Source organism: Sunxiuqinia sp. A32, assembly GCF_052690465.1.
On sequence record NZ_JBQYLI010000007.1, the window covers coordinates 75130 to 96539 of the forward strand.

Annotated in this window: 16 protein-coding genes and 1 pseudogene; 10 read left to right on the plus strand and 7 right to left on the minus strand. The window is 37.0% G+C overall.

The window, feature by feature from the left end:
* The first annotated feature begins 27 nt into the window (after positions 1–27).
* Positions 28–3195 (plus strand): ATP-binding cassette domain-containing protein, encoded by a 3168-nt coding sequence (locus ACUNWD_RS09060; protein ID WP_445587476.1) that lies wholly within the window; start codon positions 28–30, stop codon positions 3193–3195.
* A 21-nt stretch (positions 3196–3216) separates the two neighbouring features.
* Here the strand turns inward: ACUNWD_RS09060 and ACUNWD_RS09065 are convergent, their stop codons facing one another.
* The 3 genes from ACUNWD_RS09065 to ACUNWD_RS09075 all read right to left on the minus strand — a co-directional run bounded on the left by ACUNWD_RS09065 (position 3217) and on the right by ACUNWD_RS09075 (position 7152).
* Entirely contained in the window at positions 3217–4335 is a 1119-nt protein-coding gene (locus ACUNWD_RS09065) for an MBL fold metallo-hydrolase (protein WP_445587477.1), read from the minus strand.
* Positions 4336–4440: 105 nt separating this feature from the next.
* The gene (locus tag ACUNWD_RS09070; protein ID WP_445587478.1) at positions 4441–5850 is read right to left on the minus strand and encodes a PQQ-dependent sugar dehydrogenase; all 1410 of its coding nucleotides are present in this window, start codon (positions 5848–5850) and stop codon (positions 4441–4443) included.
* Positions 5851–6027: 177 nt separating this feature from the next.
* On the minus strand, positions 6028–7152 hold the full coding sequence (locus tag ACUNWD_RS09075) for a lactonase family protein (protein ID WP_445587479.1): 1125 nt from the start codon (positions 7150–7152) through the stop codon (positions 6028–6030).
* A gap of 73 nt (positions 7153–7225) precedes the next feature.
* Here ACUNWD_RS09075 and ACUNWD_RS09080 point away from each other — a divergent pair, with 73 nt between their 5' ends.
* Positions 7226–8056 carry a hypothetical protein gene (locus tag ACUNWD_RS09080; protein WP_445587480.1) on the plus strand — a complete coding sequence of 277 codons (831 nt, stop codon included), beginning with the start codon at positions 7226–7228 and terminating at the stop codon, positions 8054–8056.
* A gap of 151 nt (positions 8057–8207) precedes the next feature.
* Here ACUNWD_RS09080 and ACUNWD_RS09085 read toward each other — a convergent pair.
* The 3 genes and pseudogenes from ACUNWD_RS09085 to ACUNWD_RS09095 form a co-directional block, all read right to left on the minus strand.
* Positions 8208–8438, minus strand: a pseudogene (locus tag ACUNWD_RS09085) (PaaI family thioesterase); the annotation flags it as partial.
* 196 nt (positions 8439–8634) lie between these two features.
* Positions 8635–10965: a sodium-translocating pyrophosphatase gene (locus ACUNWD_RS09090; RefSeq protein WP_445587481.1), complete on the minus strand. Its 2331-nt coding sequence runs from the start codon at positions 10963–10965 to the stop codon at positions 8635–8637.
* 271 nt (positions 10966–11236) lie between these two features.
* Positions 11237–12589: an MATE family efflux transporter gene (locus tag ACUNWD_RS09095; protein ID WP_445587482.1), complete on the minus strand. Its 1353-nt coding sequence runs from the start codon at positions 12587–12589 to the stop codon at positions 11237–11239.
* A gap of 164 nt (positions 12590–12753) precedes the next feature.
* Between ACUNWD_RS09095 and ACUNWD_RS09100 the strand changes: the two genes are divergently transcribed.
* Positions 12754–13224 (plus strand): low molecular weight protein-tyrosine-phosphatase, encoded by a 471-nt coding sequence (locus ACUNWD_RS09100; RefSeq protein ID WP_445587483.1) that lies wholly within the window; start codon positions 12754–12756, stop codon positions 13222–13224.
* 133 nt (positions 13225–13357) lie between these two features.
* Positions 13358–14110 (plus strand): class I SAM-dependent methyltransferase, encoded by a 753-nt coding sequence (locus tag ACUNWD_RS09105; RefSeq protein WP_445587484.1) that lies wholly within the window; start codon positions 13358–13360, stop codon positions 14108–14110.
* A gap of 148 nt (positions 14111–14258) precedes the next feature.
* On the opposite strand, the gene ACUNWD_RS09110 is transcribed toward ACUNWD_RS09105, so the two are convergent.
* Positions 14259–15764, minus strand: a complete 1506-nt coding sequence (locus ACUNWD_RS09110) for a PepSY domain-containing protein (RefSeq protein ID WP_445587485.1) — start codon at positions 15762–15764, stop codon at positions 14259–14261.
* Positions 15765–16155: 391 nt separating this feature from the next.
* Between ACUNWD_RS09110 and ACUNWD_RS09115 the strand changes: the two genes are divergently transcribed.
* The 6 genes from ACUNWD_RS09115 (at position 16156) to ACUNWD_RS09140 (ending at position 21284) form a co-directional block, all read left to right on the plus strand.
* Entirely contained in the window at positions 16156–17427 is a 1272-nt protein-coding gene (locus ACUNWD_RS09115; protein ID WP_445587486.1) for a hypothetical protein, read from the plus strand.
* Between the two features lie 400 nt (positions 17428–17827).
* Entirely contained in the window at positions 17828–19126 is a 1299-nt protein-coding gene (locus ACUNWD_RS09120; RefSeq protein WP_445587487.1) for a phenylacetate--CoA ligase family protein, read from the plus strand.
* A gap of 11 nt (positions 19127–19137) precedes the next feature.
* Entirely contained in the window at positions 19138–19566 is a 429-nt protein-coding gene (locus ACUNWD_RS09125) for an ACT domain-containing protein (protein WP_445587488.1), read from the plus strand.
* A gap of 5 nt (positions 19567–19571) precedes the next feature.
* Positions 19572–19727: a hypothetical protein gene (locus ACUNWD_RS09130; RefSeq protein ID WP_445587489.1), complete on the plus strand. Its 156-nt coding sequence runs from the start codon at positions 19572–19574 to the stop codon at positions 19725–19727.
* 182 nt (positions 19728–19909) lie between these two features.
* On the plus strand, positions 19910–20749 hold the full coding sequence (locus ACUNWD_RS09135) for a prephenate dehydratase (RefSeq protein ID WP_445587490.1): 840 nt from the start codon (positions 19910–19912) through the stop codon (positions 20747–20749).
* Between the two features lie 10 nt (positions 20750–20759).
* Positions 20760–21284: a flavodoxin gene (locus ACUNWD_RS09140; protein WP_445587491.1), complete on the plus strand. Its 525-nt coding sequence runs from the start codon at positions 20760–20762 to the stop codon at positions 21282–21284.
* The last annotated feature ends 126 nt before the right edge of the window (positions 21285–21410 follow it).

Sequence of the window (21410 nt, forward strand, 5' to 3'; positions counted from 1 at the left end):
AAACCCGTTTTTTCTAATTCTTGCATTATGTACGAAGGTATTATCGAAAATTTGCTAAAGCTGTTTGCCATTGTTACCGACTATGATGACAAGCAAGCATCTGAACACGCGTCCAATTTGGTAAATTCGTACTTACAGGAAAATTTTAACCGTGAACTGGTTGAAAAATATCAAACACTTTACCACGATTTTGTACAATATTATCATACTCAGAACAAAGAAATATTGTATGAAGAAGAAGGCAGTGGTAAAAAGTTCATCAACAAATCATACATCAAGAAAATTTGCAAAGGGATTGTTGATCAATTTGATTTAGGTACCCGATTCATGATTGTGGTTCAACTCCTAAATTTTATCAATAAAGAAGACGGGGTTGATGAAAACAATTTGCTAACGGTGGATATCGTTGCAAAAGGACTCAAAATAAAATCTAAAGAATATAAAGATCTTGCTCGATTCTTCCTGAAAACCCTGCAGGATGTGAAAGAAAAAGCCAACTTATTTGTCGTAAACGGGAATGAAGAATATTCCGATAATAGAATCAAACACCTTTACCGGGAAAATCAGCAAGTAGAACTCGAATTGATAAGAGTAAGCAGCATTAACACCATATTCTTTAAATATTGGGGGCCTCGAAACATGTACCTTAACGGTCATCGTTTAACCCAAAAAAGGTTGTATGTTTTCCCTCCTGGTGGCATATTGAGAACATCGCGAATAATTCCTATTTACTACAGTAGCATCATGACACGGTTTATCCAGGAACAAGGAAAACCAAAGATTGTGTTTAATGCTGAAAATGTTGAATACCGGTTTAGCCGTAGAAATTTCGGGCTACATCCGTTAAGTTTTCAGGAACGTTCCGGTGATTTGGTTGGGATATTGGGAGGCAGTGGAGTTGGAAAAACGACCCTTCTCAATGTATTAAATGGAAAACTAAAACCACACAAAGGAAAAATTATCATTAACGGGTATGATTTACATGATCCCGAAAATAAAGAAATACTAAAAGGAACCATTGGCTATGTTCCTCAGGATGATCTACTGCTTGAAGAACTTACAGTATATGAAAACCTAAAATATAATGCTCGATTTTGCTTTGGCAATATGAGCGAAGAAGAGATTCAGAAAAAAATTGATCAAACCCTGCACGATTTTGATTTGATTGAAGCACGGGATTTGGTTGTTGGTAGTCCGTTAAAGAAAATATTAAGTGGCGGTCAACGCAAGCGTTTAAACATCGCACTTGAATTAATGCGCGAGCCCTCCATATTGTTTGTTGATGAACCAACATCAGGTCTTTCGTCTGCCGATTCCGAGAAGGTACTTTATCTGCTCAAAAGACAATGTTTAAAGGGAAAGTTAGTATTTGCCAATATTCATCAACCTTCCAGTGATATCTACAAGCTGTTCGATCGCATGATTGTGATGGACAAAGGAGGACGGGTAGTTTTCTTTGGAAATCCGATGGAAGCTATTACTTACTTTAAAAACGAGGCAAACTATATTAATCCGAATGAAAGTGAATGCCTCACTTGTGGTAACGTTAAAACAGAACAACCTCTTCGTATAATAGAAACCCGGATGGTCGATCCATTTGGAAAGAGTATACGTAAGCGTAAAATATCACCTGAAGAATGGTATCAAAAATATAAAGAGAAAGTCGAGCCAAGGGTTGTTGATTTTATGGAACTGAATCCTAATATCAGACAAAAATTCCCGGAAGTTTATTTTGAAACGCCTAAATGGTTCAAACAGCTAAAACTCTTCATCAAAAGAGATTTTGCCACAAAAAAAGCAAATCGTCAATACCTGGCAATCGCCTTACTGGAAGCGCCAATTCTTGCTGTATTATTGGGGTTCTTTTCAAAGTATAGTGATTCCAGCACCTATCTATTCCGCTACAATGATAACATACCAGCATTCCTGTTTATGAGTGTTGTAGTTGCGCTATTTATCGGATTGAGTATTAGTGCTGAGGAGATATTTAAAGATCGGAAAATTAGAACACGAGAAGAATTCCTGAACTTGAGCAGGGGTGCTTATTTGTCTTCTAAAATACTGATTTTATTTGCGTTGTCTGCCATTCAGGTACTTTCATTTGTTCTGATTGGCAATTACATGCTTGAAATCCGCGATGTGACTTTTTCAACCTGGGCCATCCTTTTCACAACGGCATGCTTTGCTAATTTACTGGGATTAAATCTTTCGGCAGGATTTAATTCAGTGGTTGCTATTTATATTCTCATCCCCTTGCTTTTGGTTCCACAGCTTTTACTTAGTGGAGTCATAATCGATTTCAATAAAATGCACAACTCCTTAAGCAGTTATAATAAAACACCATTAATCGGTGATGCAATGACTTCAAGGTGGGCATATGAAGCATTAGCAGTTAATCTCTATAAGAATAACGAATATGAAAGCAATATTTTTGATGAGGAAGTTGTGAAGAATGATTTGGGTTTTAAGGCTTTTTACATGCTTCCTGAAATTGAAAAATATCTTATTTCCTACAACGCATTTGAGCTTAACAAGCAGACAGAGGAAGCTGCATCTGTAGTTCCGTTGTTAAAAAATTCGTTTGAAGACTTGTTTACAGAAATCAAACCTAACAACGACTCCATTTCTTTGGCAATTAACCAAATTGGAACGGATTCATTTGAAAATAAATCAGCCTTATTGCTAAAGAGTTACCTAAAACAAGCAACCCAAACATATAAACAAGATTATTTCGAAGCAACTAAAACACTTGAAAACAAGTACCAGAACCTACTTTCAAAATTTGATGGAAATACGGATGCTTTAACAAACTTCAAAAATCATTACACCAACAATAAATTGGAAGTGTTGGTTCGCGATAAATATTCAACCCATAAAACTTACATCGCAAACAACAGAATACATCAGGGTGATGAGCCTATTTACAGGAAACCCGCACAAACAAACGGAAGTGCCCATTTTTATTCTGCTTACAAATACCTTGGTGATCTAAGAATTGACTCAACATTATTCAATATTATTTTCACCTGGATATTTACATTCTTATTAATGGTTGCACTATATTTCGATGTACTACGCAAAGTAATAACCTATGTTGAAAGATGGCGACTCAACCGTCAGGCACAATTACGAGATCGAATATTCTATAATCCGATGTCTTTCATGAAACCCGATCAGCATAAAAATAATAAATAGCTGAACTTAAATTGGTAATAATTACAATTCAGCCCACCAGCGTGTTTTTGGGTATGCTTCACCAATTACAAATGATTGACCAATCTGTGGTGTGGTGATTTCAGGAACGTCCGTATCAGCAGCTTTCAACAATCGTTCAACTGGTTCTTTCCACGGATGAATGCTCAATTTGTATTTTGCCCAGTGAATAGGCAACAAAGTCTTAGCGTTCAAACCTTTTGCTGCCTGTAAGGTTTCTTCAGGAGCCATGTGTATATAGGGCCAGTACGGACTGTATTGACCACATTCCAGCATCACTAAATCAAAACTTTCGAACTTCTCTCCTATCTCCTTATAACCGGGAAAATATCCAGAGTCAGCACCGAAAAATATTCGTTCGGCAGTACTTCTACTTTCAATAACCCAACTAGCCCACAAAGTAGAAAAACGATTATTAAGTCCTCGTCCTGAAAAATGACGGGCCGGTGTTGCTGTGAATTTCAAATTGTCGGTGAAATCATAAGATTCCCACCAATCCAATTCATTAATCTGACTGGCATCAATTCCCCAATGTTCAAGATGAATGCCAACACCTAGAGGCATTACAAAAGTAACCTGGGTATTTCTTAACTGTTTTATCACTTCATAATCCAAATGATCGTAGTGATCATGTGAAATCAAGACTAAATCAATTTGTGGCAAATCATTTAGCTGATAAGAATTTGTATAAGGAAATGGTTTTGTTCCCAAAAATGAATAGGGAGAAATACGTTTCCCGAATACAGGATCTGTTAAAATCCGTTTTCCATCGATTTCTAGAATAATAGTTGAATGTCCTAACCAGGTAATCCGGGCTTTATTGGAATTATCAGTTGCTTCCGAATACTTTAAAGTTGGCAATGGCTTCTCAGGAACTTTCCCCTCATTCTTGAATAAAAATTCATTGAGAACTTTAAAAAATGGCATGTCTTTGGTCTGAACATTTGTCTCAACCGGATTTTGAAACTTACCATCTTTATAATTGGGTGACTGTTGCATTCTCAACAATCGATTCCCTTCAGCTTTTCCCCCAAACGAAGGATTCAATTTTATTGCTAAAAAAATAATAAGAGTCAGAGGTGCAATTACAATTAGTGTCCACATAAGTTTTCTGTACTTCATCAATTATTCATGTCTAATAAGTTCAAGATTGGGAAAAATAAAAGAAATGTCAAAACCAGCGTTAAAATACTAGTTCTGACATTTTCAAATTTGATTTATTAGGCATTAATCAATTGGTACCAATTTTAAAATCTTCCCTGGATTTTCGATCGCCACATAAATATAATTATCCGGGCTCATCTCCACATTCCTGACCCTGCCTATTCCTTCCATCAATTTTTCATGATGGGTAACTTTATTTCCATCCAAAACAACTCGCTCCAGATATTGAAAGCGCAAAGACCCAACCAAAATATTATTTTTCCAATTTTTATATCTATCACCTTTTACAAAAGTTGTGCCACATGGAGCAATTGAGGGAACCCAATAGGTAGCAGGTTGTTCCATTCCTTCTTTCTCTGTAATATCTGTAAATTTTGTTCCATTATAGTTGATACCGTAACTAATTACCGGCCATCCATAATTTATACCTGGTTTTATTAAATTAAGTTCATCTCCTCCCATTGGACCATGCTCCGTTTCCCATATTTCACCAGTTTCCGGATTCATACATGTTCCCTGTGGGTTTCTGTGTCCATAAGAATAAATACTAGGTACTGCATTCGGTGTATCTATAAATGGATTATCAGGAGGTATTGAACCATCATCATTAATCCGATGAATTTTTCCATTAGAATTATCCAAGCTTTGTGGATTTTCGTCTCGGTTACCTCTGTCTCCAATCCCAAAGAATAAATAGCCATCCCGGTCAAATTCCAATTTACATCCCCAATGCTGTCCTTTATTGGTATCAGGAAATCCATTAAATATTTCTTCCTGTTCGATCAACGTGTTACCAGCCAATTTAGCTCTCATTACATTGGTACACCCTTCCCCCTTATTATCATCTGCGAAACCAGAATATGAGATATAAATCCAACCATTATTTTCGTAATCCGGATGCAGTTCCAAATCGAGCAAGCCTCCTTGTCCTTTGACCATGATTTCCGGCAATCCGGATATTTCCTGAAGCTCATTATTTGTAAAACGATATAACTTTGCAGAACGCTCCGCAATTAATAAATCTCCATTTGGTAAGAACTCCAATCCCCATGGTACCCCCAACCCACTAACCACGGTATCAACAATAAACTTTTGCACTTCAGACTCTTCCGAGTTTTTCGCCGAAAGTGCGGGTTTCAAATCTTCTTTATTTTCAGGAATTCCCTCCTTTACATAGCTGGCGAGTGCACTTATTTCATCAGTAGAGAAAGTAACTTGAAATGCGGGCATTCCCATTTCTTCCTGACCATAAGTGATCGTATTAATTACATTTTGAATGTCATCGCCATACATCCAATCTTTATCCTCAAATTTCTCCAGGTTATATCCATGACATCCGGCACAATAATTCTGGTAGTTTTCAGCTGCTTGTTGATTTGCTTTTTCCTTATGTCCATTTTTCATGGAGCAACTTACAACAACAAAAAAGACAATAAGAAAGGTAAATGAAATGGTAGGTAAAATTTTACTCATGGTTGAAAAGCTTTTAATTTCTATCTCTTTAACAATTACAGGATAAATAAGTTAAAGCTTTTTTTGTTAATAAACTCAAATTTCTAAAATTGAATATCTTACGCGTTAAAAGTAAATTATTAAAAAGACCTCTTCGGAAACAGCTGGTCAGATGCTTAAAATTCCGGCAAACGTTGGTTATTTATTACGAAATTTCAAACAAACAGGACTTGGCATATCAACATTAACCCCAGTAAAATCTAACATTCCAGAATTTTGATCGACTTTGAATACCGAGATATTATTGCTATTCTGATTCGCAACCAACAAATAACGACCATCGGGTGAAATACAAAAATTACGCGGCCAATCTCCCTGCACAGATTCATTCTCCAGCAAATTAAGTTTTCCGCTATTTGAGTCCCTTTTAAAAACAGCAATGGAATTGTGCCCCCTGTTCGAACTATACACAAAACGCCCATCTGCACTTACATGTATATCTGCTCCGGTGCTGGTTCCATCAAAATCTTCTGGCAATGCTGAAACACTTTCTACTGTTTTATACCTACCTTCTTCTTTTTTTAGGGTTGTAACTGTTGAATTCAATTCATTCATTATATAGATAAATTTTCCATCTGGTGAAAAATCAAAATGTCGTGGCCCAGCACCCAACTCCATTTTAATAGATGCCTGCTCCGGTGCAATGAATTCCCCATTCGCATTTAGCTTATAGAAATTCAATTCATCAGTTCCCAAGTCTGCAGAAATAAGCAAATTTCCTTCAGCATTAAACAAAGATGAATGGGCATGAGGTTCATTTTGCCTTTTAACGTTTGGCCCCGAACCTTGATGTTGAATTTGTTGAAACATCTCCGATAAACCTCCATTCTCATCAACATTGAAACAGCTCAAACTCCCACTGGAGTAATTGGATGCAACAACAAATTTCCCATCGGGTGATACCGCCACATGACAAGGATGGTCTCCTTCTGTTGACGATTTGTTTATCTTTTCTAGTTCACCATTATCTAAAATCCGGTAGGCAGTAACAGAACCACTATCAATTCCGGGTCCTTTTTTTACTTCGGAAACTGCATATAAATAGGTTTGATCTGGTGATATTGCTAAAAAGGAGGGATTTTCCTTATTATTAGTCTCGAATGCGGGTGCTAATTCCCCAGTATTCTCATTGAAATAATAGCTATAAATTCCTTTACTTTCCCCGTCGGTGTATGTTCCAACAAATAATAAGGAATCCTGCTTTGCCTGGCACGATGTTAATATTAAAATCAAGACAATGTACTGAAATACAGATTTATTCATAATATTGCAATAAGTATAAACGAAATAGATAATTGGTTGTTAATAAGGTATATCAAACTTAAAATTAATCGTCATGAATGCAAAACAAAGCATCCTGTTTTTTTCGCTTATATTTTTTACAGTGTTGTCTTATGGACAAAGTCTTGTGCAGGTTTGGGATACCGGTCCTAAACTAAAAACACCTGAATCAGTTTTATACGATCATGAAAATGGAGTTATTTATGTTTCAAACATCAATGATAGTCCGGGTGAAAAAGATGGCAATGGGTTTATTTCAATTCTGAATACTGACGGCACCATTAAAAACCTGGAGTGGATATCAGGATTAAGTGCTCCAAAAGGAATGGCTATTTTTAAGGGGAAGCTCTATGTTTCGGATATTGATGAATTAGTAGAAATCGAGATTGCAAATTCCAAAATTGTTAAGAAATATCCTGTTGAAGGCGCCACATTTTTAAATGACGTTGCGGCTTGCGGAAACGGGATGATCTTTGTTTCAGATAGCAATACCGGGAAAATTCATGTATTGAATGAGGGGGAAATATCTTTATGGATGTATGATGAGCAGATGGGGCATGTGAATGGATTAATGACCAAAATGGGAGAACTTTATATCGGCTCTGATAAGATTTTCAAAACGGACATTAAAGGTAAAAAAGCTGAAATTATTCAAACTGATTGTCAAGGCATTGATGGCTTGGAACAAGATAACAAAGGAAATTTTGTATTCTCAAACTGGCCCGGCCGAATCTTTTACTTAAAGGATGGTAAAATGATAAAATTGTTGGACTCAACTGCTGAAAAGATAAATACCGCCGATATAGATTTCGCCAAGGAGCTGGATTTATTGCTTGTTCCTACATTCTTTAAAAACAGTGTTGTGGCTTATAAAATTGAAATGTAACACGGTAATATAAATGCATTGGCTACCCATAGAAAGATGGGTGGTCTTTTGTTTTATGTAGAAGAAATTGTTGACTAGAAAGAATGTTTTTCATTTTTGCGATAAACCAATCCGTTAAAACGTGCAACAAGCCCATCATTTTCATCATTTATTAATACATCATAAGCACCAATTCGTTCGGATCAGCAACTTCCTTTGCAGCCGCATATAATACTCCTGTCGATTTTCCTTTCAGAAATGAAATATTTACATTAATTGCTAAAGCCAATTGTCCATGACTATTGGAAGCAACTGCAAAAGCAAAATCTGCAAGCGTGAAAATAGCACCTCCCTGTACGACATTTGCAGCATTTAAGTGTTGTTCACCTATTTTCAATTTAGCAACTGCATAACCTTTTCAGGCATCGACAAGCTCAATTCCTGTCATTGCTGCGTAACGATCATTTTTAAAATATTCTTTCGCTTTTTCGTAATCCATGCGTCTTAGTTTTGCTGATTATCAAAGATAAAAAAAGGCCTGTGAGAATTTCCCACAGGCCAGCATATTTTGTCAGACCGTTTTAAAAATCTGATTTTTCTTACATCATCAAACTTAACGTTACTGTTAAACCTGCCATAACTACAGAAACCATTGTCATCAATTTGATCAAGATGTTCAATGATGGACCTGAAGTATCTTTGAAAGGATCACCAACAGTATCACCAACAACACCAGCTTTGTGAGCCTCGCTACCTTTACCACCGTAGTTTCCTTTTTCGATGTACTTTTTAGCGTTATCCCACGCACCACCGGCATTATTCATAAATACCGCCAATGTGAAACCAGCTGTTAAACCACCAGCTAACAGACCAATTACACCGGCAACACCCATAAATGCTCCAACAACAACAGGTACAATAATTGCAACTAGTGAAGGAAGCAACATTTCTTTTTGAGCTCCAATAGTTGAAATCTCAACACATTTTGCATATTCCGGAGTAGCTTTACCTTCCAAGATTCCTTTAATTTCACGGAACTGACGACGAACTTCATCAACCATTGCACCAGCAGCGCGACCTACTGCTTTCATAGTCATTGCGCTAAACACAAATGCCATCATTGAACCCAAGAAGAGTCCTCCCAAGAACAATGGGTTGAAAAGTGTGATATCATAAGCAGAAGAGAAATCTTTTACTGAAGCAGCTGAAATTTTCACAGCTTTAATGCCATCCTCAACAGCAGGAGCAACATCATTATAGAATACGTATTCACCTTTAGTAATAAATCCTTCGCCAGCTTTAGCAATTTTGCCAAACCATAAACGAACTTCTTCCATATATGCAGAAATAAGCGCCATTGCAGTCAATGCGGCAGAACCAATTGCAAAACCTTTACCAGTTGCAGCAGTCGTATTTCCAAGCATATCTAAAGCATCAGTACGTTCACGAACGATTGGATCCAACTCTGCCATTTCAGCGTTACCTCCAGCGTTATCAGCAATTGGTCCAAAAGCATCAGTTGCTAATGTGATACCCAATGTTGACAGCATACCTACGGCAGCAAATCCAATTCCGTAAACTCCCATAGCAAAATGCTGAGCTCCACCGGCAGCCCAAAATGACCCCATAATACCCAAAACAATTGTCACAACAGGAATCCATGTTGAGTACATACCAACAGCTAATCCATCAATGATGGTAGTTGCTGGTCCTTGCTGAGCTTGAGCTGCAATACCTTTTGTCGGTTTATATTCGTCAGAAGTGAAATACTCAGTAGCTTGACCAATAATTACACCTGCTGCCAATCCAATAACAACAGCACCAAATACACCCCAGGTTACCCATCCTGCGTATGCCAATACTGCCATCGCGATCAGAATTAACAAGGAACTACCACCAGTACCAATAAGAAGTGCATTCAATAAATTTTTCTGTGTAGCTGATTCTTTTGTACGAACCATGAAAATACCTACAATTGAAAGAATGATTCCAATCGCTGCCACAATCATTGGAGCAGTTACAGCTTTAATAGGATCGATTCCACTATCAGCAAGAGCAATAGCAGGAAGTGCGGCACCAAGTGCTGCAGTTGCCAAAATAGAACCTGCATAACTTTCATAAAGGTCAGCTCCCATACCGGCAACATCACCAACATTATCACCAACATTATCAGCAATAGTAGCAGGGTTACGTGGATCGTCCTCTGGGATTCCAGCTTCAACTTTACCTACAAGATCAGCACCTACGTCAGCAGCTTTGGTATAAATACCACCACCTACACGTGCAAATAAGGCTTGAGTAGAAGCACCCATTCCAAAAGTAAGCATGGTAACTGTAATTTCCACCAATTTCACTTTTTGACCGGCTTCTGTGATTACACCATTTGCAACATAATCTGCACTACCGTGTACGAAATGAAGTCCCAGAAATTCAAGCCCATTCGCCATATGCTCCGGAGTAAAAATTACTTCACTCAACAATAAATACCAGGCTGCAATATCCAACAATGCAAAACCAACAACAATTAGTCCCATTACAGCACCACTGCGGAAAGCTACTTGCAGACCTTTATTCAATGATTTTGAAGCACCATGAGCAGTTCTTGCAGAAGCAAAAGTTGCTGTTTTCATTCCCAGGTAGCCACATAAACCAGAAAAGAAACCTCCAGTAAGGAAAGCTATCGGCACAAATGGATTTTGCACTCCAAAGTATGCCATGATTGTCAATAATATGAACAATATTAAAAATACAATAGCAACAACCTTGTACTGCCTTTTCAGATAGGCCATTGCTCCATCACGAACATACTGGGCGATCTCAATCATCCTGTCCGTTCCCTCTGAATTTTTCATCAGAGATTTAAAAAATATCCAAGCAAATACCAAAGCCAGAATTGAGGCAAATGGTACGATAAAGAAAATATTACTCATACAGTATAATTTTAGTGCAACGACGTTGCGGTTAGAGATTTTAGCGATCAAAAAAACAGCCCTTAAATTAGTAATTATTGTATACCATAATACTCATCACTAAATGTTATATGACAGACTGTTCATATAATTCGTTTCGAAGTGCGCAAAGATAATTGGAAAAATAAAAACAGAAACAGCAAACACCGGTTTGCTATTAATTTGAAAGTATTCTAAAGAATAGAATTGTAATTTATTAACTTTTCCTTAATAAAAGCAATAATTCCTACAATTATGTAGGAATTTCATCCTCCTTTTTAACTACAACTTTCCCTCTCCAGCGTCCTTTGTAAAAGTATAGGATTAAAATTGTCATACCAGCCAACCATGCTGTTGGTTCAGCCCACCAAATACCATTTACTCCAATTTTTGCGGATAAAAAGTAGGCTATCGGAATTCTGAACAGGTACAAAGAAGTAAAGGTAGTAATCATCGGAATCAGTGTTGCTCCAGCTCCTCGAAGAAACCCTGTAAAAGTAAACATGACTGCAAATAATAAGTAAAAGGAAGACACAATAACCAGGTAATCCTGACCGATTTCAATCACTCCTTGATCCGGAGTAAAGAGGTTCATTATATACTTTCCGAAAAGTATGATCAACAAGGATATAAATAAACAATACCCCAGCGAAAAAATAAGAGTTGAACGAAGTCCCTTTTTTGCTCGATCCTCCTGAAAAGCCCCTAAATTCTGCCCTACGAATGTTGAAAGCGCCGAGGAAAACGTAATAGCAGGCATCTTAGCGAAAGAGTCAATCCGCATAGCAGCTGTGTAGGCAGCAACGGCATTGGTACCAAATCCGTTAACGATACTCATAATCGCTATCATCCCAAAAGCAACAAATGATTGCTGAAATCCGGTAGGTAAACCGATCCGGACACAACTCTTGAAAATATCCCGATCAAAAATATATTTCCGAATGGAAAGTTTTATCACCGGATGCTTTTTATTTAAATACCAGGCTGCTGTAAAAAAAGCACCTGCATGTGCCAGAAGCGTAGCAAAAGCAACTCCCTCAATTCCCCACTTAAATACCACAACAAAAAGCAAATCGAAGACCACATTACTGATCGTTGCTATTACCATGAAATACAAAGGTGTTTTTGAATCTCCCAATCCTCTTAATATGGATGTAATTCCGGCAAAACCGAAAAAGAAAAACATTCCGGCAATGTATATATTTAAATAAGTGACAGCTTGCGGCAACATTTCTTCCGGTAGGTTTATCCATCTAAATATATGTTCGCTTAAACCAATTCCGACAATAGAAACGATAATCGAAGAAGCCAAAAAGAAGATAAAAATGGTGTCTATTGTCCGCGCTACTTTGTCCATTTGTTTGGCACCAAAATACTGCGACACAACTGTTGATGCACCTGAACCGACACCAATAACCATCGAAACCAACGTGAAAATAATTGGGAAAGACGCACCAACAGCTCCCAGAGCTTCTTTGCCCAGGTAATTCCCAACAATCACACTATCAACTATATTGTAAAGATTTTGGAAAATATTTCCAATGACCAAGGGAATTGAAAATCGAAGAATTAACCTCGCTTCGTTGCCTACTGTAAAGTCTTTCATAAAAACAGAAATGCAAAACTCATCATTTAAAACGTGATATCAAAATACTTATTGGAATACCATTTTGCAGAATATTAAATTACTCCAAACTCATAACAATAATTTATTATCTATGACTTTCATGATCCGCTAAATCATCTATTTTTGCTCTAAAATATTTGACTATGAAGCAACGGGTATTGTTTGTTTGTTTGGGTAACATTTGTCGCTCTCCCAGCGCCGAAGCTGTCTTTAATGGCTTAATTAAAAAAGAAGGCTTACAGGAAACTGTTGAGTGTGACTCAGCGGGAACTAGCGGTTATCATGTAGGTGATCAGGCTGATCAACGTATGCAGAGCCATGCTCAAAAAAGAGGTTACAATCTTACTTCAATCTCTCGCCAGGTTGATCCGGATATTGATTTTGACAAGTTCGACTGGATTATTGGCATGGATGACAATAATGTGTACGACCTGCAGGACATGGCACAAAAAACTAACGATCTTCATAAAATACATAAAATGACCGACTTCTGTTCCAGAGCTGGCCACAACTCTGTTCCCGACCCATACTATGGTGGAAGTGATGGATTTGAATTAGTGCTTGATATATTGGAAGATGCGTGTGAGGGTCTGCTCAATGAAATAAAAGGATAAGCAGCTAAGCTTTAAATACATATCCGCAATTCCGCATAAATTAAATTCATTTTTCTGAATCATTGAAACATTAAGTGATTCTATCTGTTAAAAATGGGGACGTTTCCCTTTTTAACTAAATCTGTGTTCAACCATGAAAATTGATCAGGATCACTTTTATACATCCATCGCAAATTATTACGATCAGATATTCCCTTTAAATTCCAAGCAAGTAACATTTGTTGAATCAAGCTTGCAAAGCTTATCAGGAAAAAATATTCTTGATGTTGGATGCTCAACCGGGAAATTGGCCAACGAACTGGCAAGTTTAGGCTGCGATGTAACCGGAATTGATCTTAATTCGGATATGATTCAATTGGCAAAAGAGGCCTATCCATCAACCAATTTGCATTTTCGGGAGACAAACATGTTGGATTTGGACAATGACTTCCCAGGAAAATTATTTCATGGAATTGTTTGTTTTGGGAATACACTTGTTCACCTTTCGTCATTAGGTGAAATTGGAAACTTTTTCAATACTGCCCGAAAGCATCTGGTTCCTGGAGGAAAATTAATGGTGCAGGTTCTTAATTACGATTACATACTTGAAAATGAAATCACGGATCTGCCACTAATTGATACTGAAAATATTGGTTTTATTCGGAAGTATGATTTACCGACAAAACCGAGTGGGAAGATTATTTTCAATACCGAATTAATTATTAAAGAAACCCGGGATTCTCATTTCCACGCTTCATACTTAATACCACTTCGTAAAAACGAAATTGAAACCCTATTGGAAATCAATGGATTCTCAAGAGTAAAATTCTATTCCAACTTTGACAAACGTCCCTATGGCGGTCATCATTTACCATTGGTTTTTATAGCAGAAAAAACGAGTTCCTGATATAAAGATATGTCACTTGGGACAACATACATTGACAACTAGCTCAGGCATATATCATCATATCAGTCATAGTCTTTCATTGTTTTTGGAAAAAAGAGAATATGAATTGATATATAATGCTTAAAGCTAACAACTACCAGCTCAAAGCTCATCTTCGATAGGCTTTCCACCAAATCAGAAAACCACTCACCAAAACCATGATCAGGCAAAGGCCCGACAGGGGAACATATAGTATATAAAAAGGCCCTATCAGATGCTCAAAAATCCTTCCTGTGTGGATTTCCAAAGCAGTATTCCAAAGCGACATTGGTGATTTATTGATGATTTCTTTTGGCATTTCCCAATTTGACAAACCTTTCAAATTTTGCATTCCCGAACTATAGTCAAATAAGTAGTGTTCGCTATCATTCAATTTCAAATAACCAGCAACCAAATGATCTGAAATTGGTCTGCCTGTATTCCTTTTAGGTGGTTGTTTGGTAAAAGCATCAATAACTAATTGCCTTTCTAAATCCCAAATAAACAGACCACTAAATGAACCCACCAAATATGCAGATTTGCCAACAGCCTCCAAAACATTACAGCCCATCACACTTACTGGTGGTTGAACAGCAAACCTAGTCAATGGCTGATTCAGCCCTTCATTTGCTCTATAAAAACCATCTGATGTTGAAATTATATACGAATTCAGTTTGCCATTCCATTCAACTCTTCGAAGTTTATCAAACCACGGATTGGGATTATCCAAATGAGTTCCGGGAATTAGCCCGACTTTTGAATTGGCTATTGGAATCAACAATGGCGGCCGCAAAAACATCCCAGCGGTTGTGTTTAAAATCAGAAATCCAATAAAAATATATCCAACGACATTATGCCAGCGCAGGTTAAGTTTTCGAGTCGCCGAAAGCTTTTTATTATCCTTTTGTTTCCTTCTACTCTGTTTGGCAATCTTTGGAAAGAAAAAATGAAGAAGCCCCGTAATCGCAAGCAAGATGACAACCGCTCCCAACAAATCCACAAAAAGTTTTCCTGCAACCCCAAATAACTCACCACTGTGTAATTGCCAAAGTGTTTGAAATAATCCGGCTTCTCGCCTATAACCAACTGGAGGAGGAAGTTGAATCACTTCAAACTGATCACCATCATCAGATCTCAGTAAATAATGACGAGTCATCACAACCAATGTATCTTGCTTTACCAATAAATCGGTAAGTCTGCTTTCTTTGACTGGCAGAGTAACATGATCCCAATTTCCATCACTTAATTTTCGGGTATACAAACCAAAGTGTGTTGCTGCAAACAATTGATCATGTAAGATTGCTAGCTTGTATACTTTCCGGTGATCGATACCATTTGGGAAGCCCTGAGCAAAATCAGAAAATTCGCCATTGCCAATTTTCCACATACCGATATTTCCATACAATAATGTATTAGCAGAATCCAAAGACAATCCTCCACGAACAGCTGCAAGGTTCCAATTCTTGTATTGATAATCAGATGGCAGCCAATTGCGATTAAAATCAACCGATGAGAACACGGATCGATGATTCAAAACAATTCCGGATAATGCAAAAAGAATTGCCAATAGCGCAATAACAATCCCGGGCCATTTATGAAGCTTTCTGAATAACTTTAGAGATCTGTTCTTTCCCATTAGCTGGTAATAATATTAATCAGGACATTTTGATAAATTGTTTCGTTGTCGAAAATATTCCATTATATATTCATAAAAAGTAACAGATGTTACAAACAAACAAACAAACAAACAAATATGTCAAATTTTTATTTCCAATGGAGACAGGGGGATGAGCGATAATTAGAACAAGTTTTCAAGAAATGTTCTGCATTAAATAATGCAGAAACTGACTTTTCCATCTTCCAAGAATAATTTATTCTTAATTAAAATCACTTTCCTGTCCCGAATTATCAGATTAGTTCCCAGTCCTCCTATTTTTGGCGGCTCAAATTTCAAGATGAAGCCTTATTCACCCAATTTTCATATTGAATTTTGGCTGGAAACTAAAATAATTAAAAACCAAAATCAGATGTTTAAAAAACTATTTGGGGTAATCCTCATGTTTGGATTAATTGCAGAAAGCAGTGCACAGGAGGTTAATAAGAAAAATTTTAATCTGGACTTTTACGGATTTGTTAGAAATGAAATATTCGTTGATACCTACAAAGGGATTGATGCTGCTTACGAATTGTTTTACCTGGTTCCTTATTACACAGGGCAAGATGACAATGGAAAAGATTTCAATCAACAAACAAGCTCTAATCTCTCTGCCATTGCAAGCCGCTTGGGAGTTAAAGTAAATGGACCTGAAATTTTCGGTGCCACAACATCTGCAACTCTTGAATTTGATTTTGTTGGAATTGTAAAAACAGAACCAACTCTTTTCAGAATCAGACATGCCAGCATGAGTTTTAATTGGGAAAAATCAAAACTTTTGATTGGTCAAACCTGGCATCCATTCTGGGGAGGCGGTTGCTACCCAACAGTCGGCAGCTTAAATACTGGTGCTCCATTTCAGGCCTTCAGCAGAGCTCCTCAGATTAGGTATGACGTTAAAACCGGAACCGTAACTTTTACTGGAGCTGTGGTCTATGAAAACCAATATACCAGCAAAGTAATGGAATCAAGCGTATTCACCACACCAACTCAAGCACAGCGCAATGGGGCGATGCCTGAATTTGTAGTTGCTGCTGAATACAACAAAAATGGATTAACGTTTGGTGCTGGTGCCGAAGTAAAACGTATCAAACCACGAATGACCGTTACCGGAACTGATGGTAAATTTAACGCTGAGGAATACCTTACAAGTTCTGGTTTTATGACTTATCTGAAATATAAATCAGGCATGTTCAAAATGACAGCAAAGGGTTACTATGGACAAAATATGACTCACCTCTGCTTTCTGGGAGGTTATGGTGTTGCTACTCGAAACACGGCAACTGGTGAGGAAACCTACACAAACTATAACAACTTCACCAGCTTGCTAAATTTAGTTTACGGAAAAAAATGGCAAGGAGGTTTATTCCTGGGATATGGAGATAATCTCGGAACATCTGATCCCTTACACGATAATGGAAGTGGAAAAGCAATAACAGCAGGTTTGTTTCCAAACATTCAGGACTTTTATAGAATCTCCCCACACATCGCATTGAATGTCTCAAAATTGCGTTTAGTTGCTGAATACGAAATGACTACTGCAAACTATGGTGTAGGAGGTTTTAACTTCAATGATGGACTTTTTGCAGGTACACACCAAGCAACAAACAATCGAATTATATTAATGATGACCTATTTATTTTAATTAAGAGAATAGTTAATCTAACAACTCATCATTTTAAAAAATAAGAAAATAGAAATACTTCTATTTTTGAACGAAACAGAACAGGGAGTTTAAAATTTAAGCTCCCTATTCTGTTTCTGCTTCCAATAAAATCGCCAAAACGCACCAATCTTTTGATTGTCAAATAGGATATTTTCATCCCAGTCATTTCAGTGAAATGAAAAAAATATCTTTATTTTAAAAATTACTTTCGTTCATTATCACAATACACTATAATCGACTAAATCGATAGAACCCAACCACAGAATAATTGGACAATCTATTACAATTTTTCTGATGATTATAGTATGTTTGTTACTTTCAACAATTTCCTTCTAACCAAATTGAAACAAAAAACTAACAACTAATTGAATTTAAACCTATGATTTGGAACGAAAAAGTAGAATGCGCCAGCAGGGATGAAATGAAAGCGCTGCAAAGCGAAAGACTGATTGAGACCGTTCAGCGCATTTATCACAGTATTCCCAGTTATCGCAAAAAGATGCAGGAAAAAGGGCTGGTTCCTGGTGATATCAAGTCAATTGACGATTTATCTAAACTACCATTTACCACAAAACAGGACTTAAGGGATAATTATCCATTTGGAATGTTTACCGTTCCCATGAGTGAGATCGTCAGGGTGCATGCATCATCCGGAACTACCGGAAAACCAACAGTAGTTGGATATACCCGAAAAGATTTAAATACTTGGGCAGAAGTGGTTACACGAACACTTTGCATGGCAGGAGTTCACCGAAATGACATGGTGCAAATTGCATATGGATATGGTTTATTTACCGGTGGGCTAGGAATGCATTATGGATGTGAAAATCTCGGCGCATCGGTTATTCCAATTTCAGGTGGAAATACACAGAAGCAATTACAACTCATGCAAGATTTCAGAACATCTGTAATTGCCTGTACTCCCTCCTACTCACTTTACCTGGCTGAAGCAATGGAAGAAGCCGGAATTAAAAAAGAAGACCTAAAATTGCGTGTTGGAATTTTTGGTGCCGAACCTTGGACGGAAGAAATGCGCAAGGAAATCGAATCAAAATTAGGATTAAAAGCAATTGATATATATGGGTTAAGCGAAGTAATTGGCCCCGGTGTTTCCTGCGAATGTGAACATCAATGTGGAATGCACATTAATGAGGACCATTTTGTGCCTGAGATTATTCACCCTGAAACATTAGAACCAATGCCTGCAGGTGAAATTGGTGAACTGGTATTCTCAACAATCACCAAAGAAGGAATTCCAATAATCCGCTATCGCACCAGGGATTTAACCCGTTTGATTTACGATAAATGCGAGTGTGGAAGAACCCTCGTTCGCATGGAAAAATGCAAAGGCAGAAGTGACGATATGCTCATCATTCGTGGTGTAAATGTTTTCCCCTCTCAGATTGAAAGCGTGTTACTTGAAATGAGTGAAACAGAACCTCATTACTTGCTTATCATTGAAAGAGAGGGTAACTTAGATACACTAAAACTGATGGTTGAAGTTCAGGAACAATTTTTCTCAGATGAGATAAAACAACTGGAAATACTTCGCAAAAAAATTACGCACAATATTCAAAGCACACTAGGTATTTCCGTACAGGTAAAGTTAGTGGAACCAAAAACCATCGAGCGCACAGCAGGAAAAGCAAAACGAGTAATTGACAACCGTAATTTATAGGAGACTAAAAGATGATCATTAAACAATTATCTATCTTTCTGGAAAACAAAACCGGACGCTTGAATGAAGTTTCAAAATTACTGGGAGATGCTGGCATAAACATGTCGGCATTTAGTGTGGCTGACACTTCAGAATTCGGCATATTACGACTCATTGTAACTGATCCTGACAAAGCACAGGAAATTCTCAAGAAAGCAGATTTTACAGTTCGCTTGACTGAAGTAGTTTGTCTGAACAGCCCAAATTTTCCCGGTGCTTTAGCTAAAGCTTTAGACATTTTAGCTGCGGAAGAAGTTTTTATTGAGTATCTTTACGCCTTTTCAATGGATAAGGAATCGGCAAATATTGTTTTGAAACCTGGTAACATTGAAAAATGTATAAAAATATTGCAGGATCATAAAATGGAATTGGTTCGGGCAAGTGACTTGTACAAATTATAAATCAAATGAGTAAACGCCGAAAGTTAAACACCAACGAAAAATTGTTGATTAGTTTTATCATCGTTCTGATTTTAGCAATCGCATTTAATTGGAAAAGTTTTTCGGAGCGTCTTAAAGCCTCTTTCGGAAATGAAGAACAAAAAGAAATTCCGGTAAAATGAGCAATTCAGATTCTTTTTTTGTTAATTTTTATCTGGCTATCGTCCAACCGGGAATGATATAATGAATTATGCGTAAATTGTCCCGGGCTAATAACCCGGGATTTTTTGATTAAAACAGAGAATGAAGAATCAACGGATATTTTCTTATAACTTGATTCAAAATTCTTGTATAACTAGTTGAAATGAAAAAAGTTGCCATCCAAGGAATTGCAGGTTCCTTTCACGAAGATGCTGCCCGCACCTTTTTTGGTGAGGAACAAATTGAAGTAGTCGAGTGTAAAAGTTTCAAAATGGCTTGTGATATGGTTGATACCGATCAGGCTGCCATTGTTGTCATGGCAATTGAAAACTCAATTGCTGGAAGTCTTTTACAAAATTACTCACTTATTCGTGACTATCATTTAAAGATTACCGGGGAGATTTACATTCATATTCAAATGAATTTAATGATGTTACCCGGAGCTAAAAAGAAAAACGTTACGGAAATATATTCTCATCCGGTATCATTTATGCAATGCTATGAATACCTTGAAAAATATTTCCCAAAAGCAGAACGTAAAGAGCTTGGCGATAATGCTAAAGTTGCTAAAAAAATCAGGGACGAGAAGATCGAACATGCCGCGGCAATTAGTAATTTGCGATCTGCTGAATTATATGGATTAGAGATTTTGGATAAGGGAATTGAAAGTAACAAGAAAAATTACACTCGATTCCTAATATTATCAAAGCATGGGCAAGTCATTGAAGGAGCTAACAAGGCATCAATTTGTTTTGAAGTTGGACATTACCATGGGGCTTTAGCCAGTGTATTAAACACATTTGCTGAAAACAAAATAAACCTGAATAAGATTCAATCTGTTCCAATTATTGGGAAGCCGAATGAATATACAATTCATGTAGATATTGAATGGGAGTCGATGAAAAATTATGAGCGAGCCATTCATCTAATTTTGAAAAAAGTCTCCAGTTTGTCTATCTTAGGAGAATATGTAAAAGGAGAATTATCAATGCATAATCAATAAAAATTTGATCATGAGTAAAATAGGATTATTTTTTGGACCTGAAAAAGGATCGGTACACCGTGTAGCTGAAAAAATTCAAGCTGTTATTGGTGAGGAAAAAGTAGAAATGGTATCTGTAAATGAAGCAACGACTGCGGATCTTGAGAAATACGATAAAATAATTTTTGGAATATCCACCGTTGGAAAAGAAACCTGGGATTCTGAGTATTCAAATACTGATTGGAGTAAATTTTTCCCGGAAATAAATAAGGTTGACTATTCGGGCAAAACGATAGCAATCTATGGATTGGGAGATCATATAACCTACCCCGATCATTTTGTAAATGCGATGGGTGTTTTGGCTAAAGAATTAAAGAAAAGTAACGCTAAAATAGTAGGTCAGGTAGATCCTGCTGATTATGAATTCGAAGAATCTGAAGCAATTACTGATGGAAAATTTATTGGATTGCCAATTGACGAAGATTTTGAGCCTGAACGAACAGATCAACGCATTTCAGATTGGATAGCCTCAATCAAGTCTGATTTTGGTTTTTAGAACAGATCATTAAAATACATGGTAAAATTCAGGTCATTTATTTGGCCTGTTTTTCTTTTGATTTCACAAGTTTAGATTCAAATTAGTGTTAATTTATTTCTTTGGGATTGAAAGTGTTTTCGAATT